The 13,540-nt window shown below is 33.7% G+C and carries 10 protein-coding genes and 1 tRNA gene; 5 read left to right on the forward strand and 6 right to left on the reverse strand.

Translation table 11 applies throughout. The features are described from left to right. The first annotated feature begins 5 nt into the window (after window positions 1-5). On the forward strand, window positions 6-722 hold the full coding sequence (gene bshB1 / locus ACJJVT_RS04005; RefSeq protein ID WP_405396729.1) for a bacillithiol biosynthesis deacetylase BshB1: 717 nt from the start codon (window positions 6-8) through the stop codon (window positions 720-722). On the opposite strand, the gene ACJJVT_RS04010 is transcribed toward bshB1, so the two are convergent. Together ACJJVT_RS04010 and ACJJVT_RS04015 are read right to left on the reverse strand one after the other, a co-directional pair. Next, on the reverse strand, window positions 719-2,809 hold the full coding sequence (locus tag ACJJVT_RS04010) for an ATP-binding protein (protein ID WP_405396731.1): 2,091 nt from the start codon (window positions 2,807-2,809) through the stop codon (window positions 719-721). The genes bshB1 and ACJJVT_RS04010 overlap by 4 nt on opposite strands. Window positions 2,810-3,040: 231 nt before the next feature. Beyond that, on the reverse strand, window positions 3,041-5,089 hold the full coding sequence (locus tag ACJJVT_RS04015) for an ATP-binding protein (RefSeq protein WP_405396732.1): 2,049 nt from the start codon (window positions 5,087-5,089) through the stop codon (window positions 3,041-3,043). Between the two features lie 157 nt (window positions 5,090-5,246). On the opposite strand from ACJJVT_RS04015, the gene ACJJVT_RS04020 reads away from it, so the two are divergent. Then, window positions 5,247-5,322: transfer RNA gene (locus tag ACJJVT_RS04020), tRNA-His, on the forward strand. Between the two features lie 140 nt (window positions 5,323-5,462). Here ACJJVT_RS04020 and ACJJVT_RS04025 read toward each other — a convergent pair. The 3 genes from ACJJVT_RS04025 to ACJJVT_RS04035 form a co-directional block, all read right to left on the reverse strand. After that, window positions 5,463-7,016 carry a M28 family peptidase gene (locus ACJJVT_RS04025; RefSeq protein WP_405396733.1) on the reverse strand — a complete coding sequence of 518 codons (1,554 nt, stop codon included), beginning with the start codon at window positions 7,014-7,016 and terminating at the stop codon, window positions 5,463-5,465. Between the two features lie 87 nt (window positions 7,017-7,103). Continuing rightward, window positions 7,104-7,793, reverse strand: coding sequence for an SGNH/GDSL hydrolase family protein (locus ACJJVT_RS04030; RefSeq protein WP_405396734.1), 690 nt, complete (start codon window positions 7,791-7,793; stop codon window positions 7,104-7,106). Window positions 7,794-7,805: 12 nt separating this feature from the next. Then, the gene (locus ACJJVT_RS04035; RefSeq protein WP_405396736.1) at window positions 7,806-8,228 is read right to left on the reverse strand and encodes a hypothetical protein; all 423 of its coding nucleotides are present in this window, start codon (window positions 8,226-8,228) and stop codon (window positions 7,806-7,808) included. 148 nt (window positions 8,229-8,376) lie between these two features. Here ACJJVT_RS04035 and ACJJVT_RS04040 point away from each other — a divergent pair, with 148 nt between their 5' ends. Beyond that, entirely contained in the window at window positions 8,377-8,832 is a 456-nt protein-coding gene (locus tag ACJJVT_RS04040; protein ID WP_405396739.1) for a hypothetical protein, read from the forward strand. Window positions 8,833-8,846: 14 nt separating this feature from the next. Here the strand turns inward: ACJJVT_RS04040 and ACJJVT_RS04045 are convergent, their stop codons facing one another. After that, complete coding sequence (locus tag ACJJVT_RS04045) at window positions 8,847-10,331, reverse strand: S10 family peptidase (RefSeq protein WP_405396740.1); 1,485 nt, start codon at window positions 10,329-10,331, stop codon at window positions 8,847-8,849. Between the two features lie 221 nt (window positions 10,332-10,552). Here ACJJVT_RS04045 and ACJJVT_RS04050 point away from each other — a divergent pair, with 221 nt between their 5' ends. Both ACJJVT_RS04050 and ACJJVT_RS04055 read left to right on the forward strand, forming a co-directional pair. Further along, the gene (locus ACJJVT_RS04050) at window positions 10,553-11,689 is read left to right on the forward strand and encodes a Gfo/Idh/MocA family protein (RefSeq protein WP_405396742.1); all 1,137 of its coding nucleotides are present in this window, start codon (window positions 10,553-10,555) and stop codon (window positions 11,687-11,689) included. A 190-nt stretch (window positions 11,690-11,879) separates the two neighbouring features. After that, the gene (locus ACJJVT_RS04055) at window positions 11,880-13,502 is read left to right on the forward strand and encodes a phosphatase (RefSeq protein WP_405396744.1); all 1,623 of its coding nucleotides are present in this window, start codon (window positions 11,880-11,882) and stop codon (window positions 13,500-13,502) included. The last annotated feature ends 38 nt before the right edge of the window (window positions 13,503-13,540 follow it).

Consider the following 13,540-nt stretch of genomic DNA (forward strand, 5'->3'; position numbering starts at 1 on the left):
ATAGCATGAAGTTGGATATTTTAGTATTTGGAGCGCATCCTGATGATGCAGAACTAGGAGCAGGTGGTACCATAGCCAAAGAAATAGCACTGGGTAAAAAAGTAGGTATTGTAGATTTAACCCGTGGTGAATTAGGTACTAGAGGTTCCGCAGAAATTCGTGATCAAGAATCTGCTAATGCAGGTAAAATTCTGGGAGTAGCAGTTCGTGAAAATTTAAGGTTTAGAGATGGCTTTTTTACTAACGATGAGGCGCATCAATTAGAAATTATTAAAATGATTCGTAAATACAAGCCGCATACGGTTTTGTGTAATGCTATTGATGATCGACATATAGATCATGGTAAAGGTAGTAAGCTTGTTAGTGATGCCTGTTTTTTAAGCGGATTAAGACGGATAGAAACGAAAATAGGGGAGGAGAGTCAGCAAGAATGGAGACCTAAATTGGTTTATCATTATATTCAGTGGAAGAACATTACGCCAGATTTTGTAGTAGATATCAGTGATTATATTACAGCAAAGACTGATGCAATTTTAGCATATACATCTCAGTTTCATGATCCTAAAAGTAATGAGCCTGAAACACCAATTAGTAGTAAAACCTTTATTGAAAGTGTGCACTATAGAGCCAAAGATTTAGGTAGATTGGTAGGTGTCGACTATGCGGAGGGCTTTACTGTTGAAAGATTGGTAGCGGTCGATTCGCTTGACCATTTAATTTAAGCAGATTCTTTATATCTTTTTTGTATTCTTGGTATGGTAAAATAGAAGCTAGAACCTTTACCTAAGGCACTATGTACCCATATTTTGCCATTGTTTTTCTCGACCATTTCTTTACATAAAGATAGTCCAAGTCCGGTACCTTTTTCATCATTGGTACCGTAGGTGGTGTGGTTAGAGTCTTTTTCGAATAATTTATCAATAATATCTTCGCTCATACCCATTCCATTATCCTTCACATATATTTCGCAAGTTTTAATTTTTTGTATGGCACCTATGATTATCTGACCGTTATTAGGAGTAAATTTTAAAGCATTGCTTAAAAGATTTCTAATAATAATATCTATTTGATTTGGGTCTGACCAAATTTGACAGTTAGGTTCAATTCTATTTACTAGCGTTATAGATTTAGCTTCTGCAATTTCAGACAAAAGCGCAATATTTTCTTCAACAATACAATCTAAATTAGTTACGGAGTGTCTAGTGATGGATCCATTCATTTGTGTTTGGCCCCATGAAAGTAAATTATTTAGGGTAAACGAAATCGTATCGATATCTACTTTCAATTTCGGCACAAAATTTAAGAATTCATCTTTTGTCATTTCTCCTTCTTTAAACAATTTTAAAAGTCCTTGAAATGCACCTATTGGTCCTCTTAAATCATGACCGATGATAGAGAACAGTTTGTTTTTAGTCTGATTTAACTCATTTAAATACGCTTGTTTCTCTTCTAAATCAGTTTTCTTATTTCTAAGTTCTAGATTTAATTTTTTCTGTGCTTGTTCATTTCTATGAATTAAGAATGTTATAATCGCGAAAATGAATAGTATTACAATAAATATGTAAATGTATATTTTTTGTTTGGCCAGTGCTTTTTCATTATCAAGAATTAACTGCTGCTTCTGTTGGTCGTATGCTACCCTTGTTTTAAGCATATTCAATGCTTTTTCATTACTAGTTGCAGAAAGAGATTCGTAAGTCGTTTGGTAAAGCTCATGATACCAGAGCGATTTTTCAAAATCTTTTTTGTCCTTAAAAATTTTAGATAGTTTGTGTGCGCTAGTTTTTATTCCTGTTCTTAAACCTATTTTTTTTGAAAGGTTAAATGCATCTAGCGCATATACTTCGGCTACACTATCTTTTTCAAGATTTAAAAAAGCTTCGGTCATACCATTTAATAAGTCTATTTTACCACGGTCATCTTCTATTTCTTGATGTAGTAATTCACTCTGTTTATACCAATAAAGAGCCCAGGTATTTTTATTATTTTTGAGGTATATCTTTCCTTTTATTTCGTAACAGTACGCTAACCATTCTAATATTCTTTCTTTTTCAAAAGTTGCGATACTTACATTAATATTATACATGGCATATTCTAACTCGTTCATATCTGCATATGTAGAGGCAATATTGCTTAGGGTTTCTGCTAGAAAAATTGGATTACCTATTTCTTCATGAATGCTTTTAGATTTTTGGAAATAAACCATTGCTTGCTCATAATCTTTTTGTTCAAGATATAAATGTGCAATATTGTCGTTTACAATTGATATGATATTTTTATAATCATATTTTTCTGCAATTTCTATAGTAGACAAATACCATTTTAATGCTTTAGAGTATTCGCCTTTATACCCATATTCTTTAGCTAAATCGTTTAAAGTTCTAGCCTTTAAAAAATGTTGATCCTGTTCTGCTGCAAGGTTATAAGCCTTTGTGAAATACTCAATTGCTTGATCTATTTTTCCTTTATCTGAATAATAACCGCCAAAAGCATGGTAAGAACTAATTTCACCGTTTATAAAACCTGCCTTCTTGCTAAGGTCTAGGCTTTTTTTACTGATTGTAAATAAAGTATCTAAATTGTGAAAACGATATTCAGCAGCAAGATTAATTAGATTTTGAATATATAAGGTATCCTTAGCACTGAAAGAAGTAGAGTTTTTTAGATCCTCTAGTTCTTGTATTAATGTATCTCTTTTAGAATTCTGCGCTGAAATTGAATGATTACCTATTATTAAAAATAAGAATACAACCATGCACACCCGTAATGGGTAGTGTAATGAAAATGGTTTCAGTATTCTTCGATTCATAGTTATCGCTCAATTATGCGATTCTAAAATTAACCTAGAAGAATGCGGAAATGTAATAAATGTTGTGAAACGCGCTTTATTGTGTGTTTCAACGTTCTATATATGTAGTTCGTCGATGAATTAAGCTTTTGTTGGTTTAAAAACTGATAATCGAAAAGTGCTAATTAATATAAACATATTAGTTATTACAAGTAAATTATGAATAAAAGTTTAGGTAAAATGAGGCTAAAGTTATACCATGTCTCCTGGTAATTCAACTATAAATTGACTACCCTGGTTGGGTTGACTTTTAACCATTATCTCACCATTATTTTTTATTACCATCGCCTTTACCAGGCGTAAACCTAAACCAGTGCCTTTTTCTAAATTTGTGCCATATTTAGAGAAATTCTCGGTGTTACTAAATAACTTTTGTATATCGGCTTCAGTCATACCAACACCAGTATCTGTAACTTGAATAACCAGGTTTTTATCTTTTATTTCGGTAGATATAGTAATCAACCCATCATTAGGAGTAAATTTAATGGCATTGTTTATTAAATTTCTAAAAATAATATTGAATTGCTGTTGATCAGCAAACACATTATGGTTAGCTGCTACTTGGTTGTTAATGACGATAGATTTTTTCTTAATTTCATTTCTATACAGCTGTAATATAGTATCTAACTCATACTTAACAGAAATACTTCGCACATTAATGGTGCTACCTTGCATTTGTGTTTTTCCCCAATGCAGAAGGTTGTCCATTGTAAATTGTACTTGTTCAAGGTCTTCTTTAAGTTGTGGAGCAAATTGTTCAAAATAAACCTTGCCTTCAGGGTCTTCTAAATACAGTCTTAGAATATCGTTCAATGAATTAATAGGTCCTCTTAAGTCGTGACCTACGATTGAAAACAATCGATCTTGATTAGCATTTATTTGAGTAAGGCTTTCTTGGTTTTTATTTAAAATTTCTGCTTGGTTGGCTAGTTTTTTATTTAGAATTTTTTCACGATGATTAGCTTTTAAGATTATAAATACTATGAACATTAATGTAAATAGACCTGCAAGAGACCATTTAACATATTTACGTTGTTCATTTAATGCCTGCTCATTTTCTGCTTTTAAACGTTCTGTTTCTTTATCAAAGTTTAATTTAGCATTAAGCATCATTAAGTTTCGTCTGTTCTTTTTCTTGTAATTATCATTAGAAAGTTTCTCGGTTAATTCAAGATAATTTAAAGATTCTGCTACTTGACCCTGTTCTTTTTTAATTTCATATAGTGTCCTATACGCTTGTTCTAAACCTGCTTCATAATTTGAAGATTCATAAAGTGCGAGACCTTTAAGAATAGTTGCTTCAGCTTCTGGTAGATTATTTAAGCCTAAATATGCTCTTGCCAAGCCATATTTGATATCTGCTTTAGTTTTTACATCATTAAAGCCATCATGCATGTCTATGCTCTTCTGATAGTTTATGATTGCATTTTCATAATCTTTTAATTCTAGGTAATAATATGCAAGGGTAGAGTAGGTCCATGCTAACCAAGTGGTATTATTATGAATTTCAAAAACCTTAAAAGCGGCGTCCAAATTAGTTTTAGCGTCCTCTAGATTGCCTAACTCTATATTTAAATATGCCATATTACTTAGCATTATGGCTTCTTTAGTGGGGTCATTTAATTTTTTGACAGCTTCAAAAGCTGCAGCGTAGTATTTTAATGCTTCATCAGAATTTTCAAGGCGATTAAAAATTGTGCCTAAATTCATGTTCATACGAAACAAATGAAATTGATCATTTGTCTTTTCTGCAATTGCTAAAGCATGTAAAAATTGAGTATAGGTGGAAGGATAATCATTATTATAAAAGTATGCCTGCCCAAGAAGATTATAAATTTTCATTTCTGTTTTTGGGTACTTTTTTAAATCAGGGTTTTTTATAGTCTCTAAACAAATTTCAATTGTTTTATCAGTAGGACCATCGTTGAGATAAAAAAAAGCAAAATTTGCTAAAGCTTCGAGCTCTCCATAGCTGTAATTATTTTTTCTACTCAGTTCAAGTGCTCGCTCTGAGTTTATTAACATTGAATCTTGCGCTATTAAACGTTGGTAATAAGATAGCTGGTTCAGTTTATCAATATACTCGAAGTCATTTTCTGAAAAATCTGGGCATTCCCTTAATTCAGATATTTTTTCTTTAAAAACTTGAACACTATCTATTTGAGAAAAGGCTGAAAAAAAGCTGAAACATACAAATGCGAATAGTAAAAAATTATGTTTATTATTTGATTTAGAATGCATTATGTATAACGGTATAAGCTTAGTAGGTTGTTTCAAATAAAACTTAAAGTTAAAAAAATTATAATTAATGTTTCTTAAAATTAAATATTTATTGAATTTTTAAATTATTATTTGTTAGAACTGTTTAAAAAAATTAACTTTGCACTCGCTTACAAATGGTGGTTGTAGCTCAGCTGGTTAGAGCATCGGTTTGTGGTACCGAGGGTCGCCGGTTCGAACCCGGTCTTCCACCCTAAAAGCAGATAAAAAGTCTTAGATTCATTTCTAAGACTTTTTTGTTTTATACCATTTGCTTACCTAAGAAAAAGCATAAAAAAAGCCTTGTAAATCATTATGATCACAAGGCTTTTTTTTATTGTTAAGTAGTTGATTTTTAGTCGACTTTCAACTTATTTTCTCTGTTAGCAATTTCCCATGCCGTATAAAAAATTAATCGAGATCTGTTTTCTAAAAGATCGTAGTTTATTTTATCTGGTGTATCACTTGGTTTATGGTAATCAGCGTGAGTACCGTTAAAATAAAATATAATCGGAATATTGTTTTTGGCAAAGTTATAATGGTCACTTCTGTAGTAGAAACGATTTGGATCGTTCTCATCATTATAGGTATAATCTAATTCAATATTCATGAATTTCTTATTTATCTCTTCAGAAAGATTATGAAGTTCTAAACTTAATTTATCTGAACCTATTAAATAGATATAGTTGCGGTCTCCTTCACGTTCAGGGTCTATTCTACCAATCATATCAATATTTAAATTGGCAACAGTATTTGCAAGCGGAACAATTGGATCTACATCGGTGTAATATTGTGATCCTAACAATCCTTTTTCTTCACCAGTAACGTGCAAGAATACAATAGATCTTTTAGGTCCGTTACCTGCATCTGCAGCTTTCTTAAAAGCTTCAGCAATTTCTAAAAGCGCAACAGTACCAGATCCATCATCATCTGCACCGTTGTTAATTTCACCATCACCAGTAATACCTATATGGTCTAAATGCGAAGAAATAACTAAATATTCATTCGGCTTCTCAGAACCTTTTAAAATAGCTGCAACGTTTTCCGATGAAATTTTATCATTAGAACTCTCAAAAGACAATTGTAATTTTTTGCTTAAAATTTGTGGCTTATCATCTGTGTCAATAGTAGATAAAAAGCTTTTTGCAAGCGTTTGGTCAATGAATAAGTTATAGAATTCAGGAGCGCTATTATCTACTACTTCCATTCTGCCACTATTATTGGTTTTCATGGATTCGAACCTGCGCTTAAATCGGCTGAAATTACCAGCATCGTAATACAAGACACCGATAGCACCTTTATCCATAGCAATTTGAACTCTTTTAGTCAAAGATTCAGACATATTGCTCCAGTTAGATGTTTCGGTAGTACCAGAAATTACAAAGGTGCCATCAGCATTTTTTGGCTCACCAGACTTCATTAAAACAATCTTACCTTCTACATTAAGGTCATCGTAATTAGAATAGGAATCATCTTCTATTCCATAAGCTGCATAAACAATATCATCGGTTGATGTGTTGGCTGCAGAAAAAGTTAACACATGCTCGCCAACAGCGAAATCGGTACCGTCAACAGTTAATTTACCAATTGGTAGTTTGCTGATTTCTAAGGGTACTTCTTGAAAATAATTACCATCTTTTTTAGCTGCAGGAATACCTAATTTTTCATATTCGCCCTTTAAGTATGCTATAGCCTTTTTCTGGCCTGGTTGACCAGTTTCTCTGCCTTCGAATTCATCTGAAGCATAAATGTATAGGTGCTCTTTTAATTCTGCTTCAGTAATTGTTTCTGCAAATGAAATTTCAGATGCGACTGATGATGCTTCTTCTGTTGCGGCATCGGTAACTGTTTTTTGAGAAGAATTACATGACATGGCCGTAGCGACCAATAGAAATAGTGTTTTTTTCATTTTTATAGTAATCAAATTTCTCCAAAAATAATCAAATCTTATCTAGTTTTAAAAGGTAGATTTTAGAATCAATATTTTGGTTGATTTTTATTTATTTAATGCTGCTTTAATAGCAGATTCAACCAATGGCTCCATTACCTTATAGCCTTCAACTGTAGGGTGTACTTCATCTTCGGCGTATTTTTTTGGTAAGCCATTTCGTTCATCGACCATGGCAGAGAAATAATCTAAATAAATATGTCCATTAGCATCGGCATACTCTTTGATCATTTTGTTCAGTTCAATTATTTTACTTGATGGTTCTAAGCCAGGTTTCCATGGGTAATCGTAAGCGGGTAGGGTAGAAGATAAAATTACTTTGATACCATTTGCATGAGCAAGTTCTGCCATACCTTTTATATTATCCATGATCATTTCTAAGGTTGACGGACCTGTATTGCCTGCAATATCATTAGTGCCAGCTAGTATTGTTACTACTTTCGGATTCAGATTAATTACATCTTGTCTAAAACGAATAAGCATCTGTGGTGTTGTTTGTCCACTAATACCACGATTTATGTATGGTTTGCCCTCAAAAAATTCTGGTCGCTTATTTAACCAACCTATAGTAATGGAGTTGCCCATAAATACAACTCGATCTTCATTATTTGATACTACTTGTACTTCGGCATTAGCTTCTTCGAAACGCTTTAAATCTGCCCAGTCTTGTGCATTAATCGTTGTTAAACCTAAGAATGATAACATACAGGTTAAAATTAAGTTGTTTGCTCTTTTCATGTTGTGGGTTGTTTACGCTTGTTGAATTTGACTTTGTTCTTCTCCAGTCAATGGTACATTTTTAATGATGTGATCTTTATTTGGTCTTTGTACCGCTAAGTATGCTAACAAACAAATTGAGATTACCAGTGGTAATGCGTTACCTGTATTATAATAGGCGAAGAGACCAATAAAGGCAGGCATTTCAATAAGTGCATATTTTATATGTAAGGCAGATTGATATTTTTTTAATTTGTCTTCTAGTTGTGTGTTTAACTGAATTTTAGAAGTCATTTTTTTAAATATCCATTGACTACCAAAATAACCTAACATAGCAAATATGGGTACGGCATATAAAAACGCACTCCCAGCATTACTGTCTGTATTGAAGGTGTTGATTTGAAAAATCACCCAAATGGTAAAAATACTTAAGCCAATAAGTAAGAATAAATGCATGATAGAAAGGCTCTTGATAAAATTTTTTAGTTCCATATAATTTTTAAAATTGTAAGATAATATAAAATACAGCTACAGAGAATTTAACCTACTAATAGTAACGATTTTTATACCATATGCATGATATAGAATTTTATCTTTGCACAGTATGAAAAATATACTCATAATGATTGTTGCTACTTTAACACTACAAAGTGCATACGGTCAAATAGAACAAGATAAAGTACTTCATTTTTTAGGAGGAAATCTGTATGGATTGGTTGGTGCCGGAGTAGCTAATGAAATTTCTGATGGTGATAGAACCTGGACATTTATTGGTGCTGTGGGTGGTAGTTTGTTAATTGGTTTGGCAAAAGAAAGTATTGACCAAAAGCAATATGGAGGTTGGAGCAATGAAGATTTATTGGCTACTGTATTGGGTGGTGCTACGGTGGGAGTTACAATCGATATTTTCAAAAAGAAAAAACAACGCAAAAGAGAACAACTATATCGAGATGCTATTAAATCTGCCGATGTCAGATTTCAAAAGAAATTCCCAATAGAAACAACAGAAATAAATTCATTGCTTATATTGGGAATGTCTAGTACTGTTTTAGAAAAATAAATTTTTGGCTTTTTTTAATATTTCGCACTTCTATCGGTCGCGACAGTGCGTTTAATAAAATCGCGAATATCATCATTTGCCGTTTTTAGATCTTCTCTTCTTAAATACATCATGTGCCCTGATCGGTAGCCTTTAAAGCTGAATCTATCTTTCATGCGCCCACTTGGATCAACTTGCCACATGGTATATTTCGCATTAAAATAGGTAGTAGCCCCATCGTAGTATCCAGATTGTATCATTACATTTAAATATGGGTTCTGTGCCATTGCCAGTCTTAAGTTATCTCTTGTATTATCGTTTTCATTATTCCAAGGGTGTACAGGGCCGAATAGGTTATATTTTACATCGGTCTTAAAATTCAATTCTTCTTGTAAGTAGTAATTAATTGCCGGAGTAAAACTATGTAGCCATGATGTTAATTCTGAATTGTAATCTGGCTTCATACCTGCCAATTGTTTATCAATACCTAAGTATCTTGAGTCTAGGCGACCTATGGTATAACCACTTTTATCTTTTAAAAGATTTTTCCAAAAGAAAGAGGTGGGCACTACCAAATTTTGATCAAGAATATCTTTTTTGTTTAATCCTGAATAATATGCTATTTTATCTGCAATAGCTTCTTTTTCTGTGGACTCTAAGAATCCGCCTTTTGCCAATGCGGGAATTAATTTATCTATCGTATATGCTTCCGATTCTGGTAAAATTTCTAGTAAATCTTTACTTTGCAATGCTGGTGGTAACATTTTATGATGCCATGCAGCGGCTGTAAAATAGGGTAGGTTTATTGCTTCTGCTACTGGTCCTGAATTACGGATTACTTTATAATCGGCCGGAGAAACCATAATAACGCCATTTAGGTACATCCACTGTTGTTCTTGTAATGCTAATGAGAGTCCCATCACACGGGTTCCTCCATAACTTTCACCAATGATATATTTTGGTGAGCGCCATTTATTGTTTCTAGTAACAAAGGTGTTCAACCATTCAGCTAAATACTTGATATCTGCGTTAATTCCGAAGAACTTATCCCTATCAACTTCTTTTCCGCTTGCAGGTATGGTTCTGCTGTATCCTGTATTTACAGGGTTGACATATACAATATCGGCAACGTCTAAAACCGAATGCGGATTTGCGCTTACGCCATATGGTTGTACCGGGTATCCTTCATCATCGATCTTTAATATTTTTGGACCTGTATACGCCAAATGCATCCAAACAGATCCAGAACCTGGTCCGCCATTAAACGATATTAATAATGGTCTAGCTGCGCGATCTTTAATATTATTTCTAGTGTAATAGGTGTAATGTAAAGAAGCAATAGGTTTCGCGTTTTCATCCCATACCGGTTGTGTACCTGTTTGCGCGGTGTACGAAAAAGTTGCTCCGTTTATGGTAGCAGTATGTTGTGTGGTAATTACAGTGTCTATGGGTAATTCTCTAGACTGGGCAACGCTAAAGGTGGCTGCCAAACAAATTGATAGTTGCAGTAGTTTTTTCATGGTTTGATAAGGTTCTGTTGTTAAACGAAAATAAGCATAAAAGCTCAATTTTTACTTCAACCATAATTGAATAAACTGTTAATGTCAATTCTTCATTTTTTAGGATTATAATACAGAATACGATACTTAATAGTACTGTATATTCTTAATATAAAATTCATTAAAGGTTTGATGAAGTTCAATGATTTTTATTTAATTTTCTAGAGCATTAAAATAGACACATGAAGAAATTATCAAGACGCTCATTTAGCGGTATAGCTGCCAAAGGAATATTAGGAACAACATTGTTATCTAACATGCCACTAGCAAAAGCATTTACTGCAAAACCTATAAATAAAAAATTAGGTATTGCTTTAGTAGGTTTAGGAAGTTATAGTGAACATCAACTTGCACCATCGTTATTAGAAACAGACCATTGCTATTTGGCGGGCATTGTTACCGGAACCAAAGAGAAAGAAGCCATTTGGAAAGAGAAATACAACCTGTCTAAAAAGAATATTTATAATTACGATAATTTTGATACTATCGCAAAGAACGATGATATAGATATTGTTTATGTGGCGTTACCGAATAGTATGCATGTAGATTTTTGTATTCGGGCTGCAAAAGCCGGTAAACATGTTATTTGCGAAAAACCAATGGCTGTTAGTGTTGAGGAATGTGATGCTATTATTAATGCTTGTAAAGAGAATAACGTAAAGTTAGGTGTTGGCTATAGAATGCAGAGCGACCCTTATACCAATGAGGTAAAGAAATACGTGAAAGAGAAAACTTTTGGAGATGTGCTTTTTGTTTCTTCGGATGCCGGATATATTTCTAATGGTAACCCTGATCAATGGCGATTGAATAAGGCATTGTCAGGTGGTGGTGCTTTAATGAATATGGGTGTATATGCCATACAAACCAGTATTTATGGTACGGGGCAGAATCCTATTTCCGTTTCTGCACAAGAGTTTAGTACACGACCAGATTATTTTAAGGATACCGATGAAACTATTACCGCACAATTTAAGTTTGCTAATGGTGCCGTTGCACATATGATGACTTCACACAACGCAAATGGTAATCGATTAAAATGTCATTGTAGTAATGGTTGGTTTGAGTTGGATCCTGCTCATAGTTACGGACCAATTAGCGGAAGAACATCTAACGGTAATACTATAGAATTCCCATTTAAAAGACAGCAGGCTTTACAGATGGACGATTTTGCTAAGCATGTGTTATTAGGTACCAAAAACATCGCGCCTGGTGAAATGGGAAAAAGAGATATGATTATCGTTGAAGCTATTTACAAATCAATCGCAGAAGGTGGTAAAGAACAAACGCTGTCTTTAGGTGATTTAGGTATAGTATCATAACATTCTATAAATCAGAAGTATTACATTTAAGTTAACTTGAATTTCAAGTTTAGATCACTTCAAATTCAAGTTAATTTTACATCTTAACATAAGCATAAACTTCTGTTCATCAATTGCTAATTTTCAGTGAACCTTCTTAAAAGGTTGTCTATATAGTTTTGGCATTCATAACCTAAAAACTATATTGATAATGAAAAAATCAAAAAATTTACTATTAAAAGCTGTTTTTTTTTCTTGCCTCGGATTTGCAGTAATGAGCTGTGAGGGCGAAGATGGTGCTGATGGTACAAATGGAACAAATGGTATTGATGGTGTCGATGGCGCTGATGGTACTAACGGAGAAGATGGTGCTGACGGTCAAGATTTAACTTTGGCAGAATCAATACCATTAACTAATTCTGTAACTCCGAATGAATTGTTTGAGCTTAAAGGGGCATTTACAGGATCTGCAGACCTTAATATGATTATGTCTTCTGCCGATATATTAGAGTCTGATTCTACATTTGTTTACGGTTCTTATATGGATGGTGCAGCACTTTTTCCTACTGAAGATGGTAACTACGCTTTGATCAATAATTTAGAAGCAGATTATTCTATTGCGAGAATAATGTTAAACGCTGATCTTCAGCCATTACAAGGTGATTATATCGTTAATTCAACAGCTACAGCATTTACGGCTATGTGTTCTGGTTCTGCAATAACTGTTGAAGAGCATGGTTTCGGACCTCTATATCTTTCTGGTGGAGAATGGGGCGGTAATGCTAAAGGTGTTTATAAGGTAAATCCTTTTAGATCAAAAGAAGATAGAGTAGAGGTAGAAAGATTACCTGCTTTAGGCGAATGGTCTACAGAAAATGCCGTAGCAATCGGTAAAGATGCATACGCTTCGCAAACTGTTATTTTTATGGGAGATGACCATAGCGATAATGTTTACCCACAAGCTCATTTTGGAATGTATGTTGCTGCTAGAGGTGATCTTTACGGTGGAAAATTATATGTTTTAAGAGGAAAGAATCCTGTAGAGTCTTTACCTGGTGAAGGCGGACAACTATTTGAAATGGGAATGTCTGAAGATGTTGCTTACGACGTAGAATGGGTAGAAGTTACTGAAAGAACTATCGATGAGTTAAATCAAGAAGCTATTGATGTTTCTGCAATTGGTTTTCAAAGAATTGAAGATATAGATTGGAGAAGAGGTTCTGCCGACTCGCAAAGAGAAGTATATTTTAATGCAACGGGAAGAATTCGTGGCGATAACCCTGATCTTAACTTAAGAGGTACTGGTTTTGGTCGTGTGTATAAATTAGAATTAAATGATACTGACCCAATTGCTGATGCCGTTCTTACGGTAGTTGTTGATGGTGATATCGAAGGTGGTAAAGGTGACGGTATGCATTCTCCTGATAATATTATGGTTACTGAAAACTATGCTTACGTTCAAGAAGATCCAAATGGCTATAGTGATTTAAACGCCGATATTACCGGATTCGCAAAATTATGGCAATTAGATTTAAACACAGGTAGCTTTGTTGAAGTGATGGAGTGTAACCAGACTTTTGCATCTAGCGTTGGTATTGGAAATACTGATAGTATGTGGGAAATTACGGGGTTATTCGACGTTACTGATATCATTGGTGCATCTGAACCAACCTTTATTGGTGGTGCTCAAGTACATGGATGGAATTTTAGTACTACACCTGAAACTGCGGTAAGGGCTGACGGACTTAAATTTGTTGATCCAACAGCTATTAGTGAGGGTAGTGCTTCTTTAGAAGGTTCTGTTCTTTTTAAATTAACAGGCTTGCCTAGATAATTTACTTTATAATTTTTTTTAAAAAGGTTCCCTTCATT

The organism is Maribacter sp. Asnod2-G09 (genome assembly GCF_045063795.1).
GTDB lineage: Bacteria > Bacteroidota > Bacteroidia > Flavobacteriales > Flavobacteriaceae > Maribacter.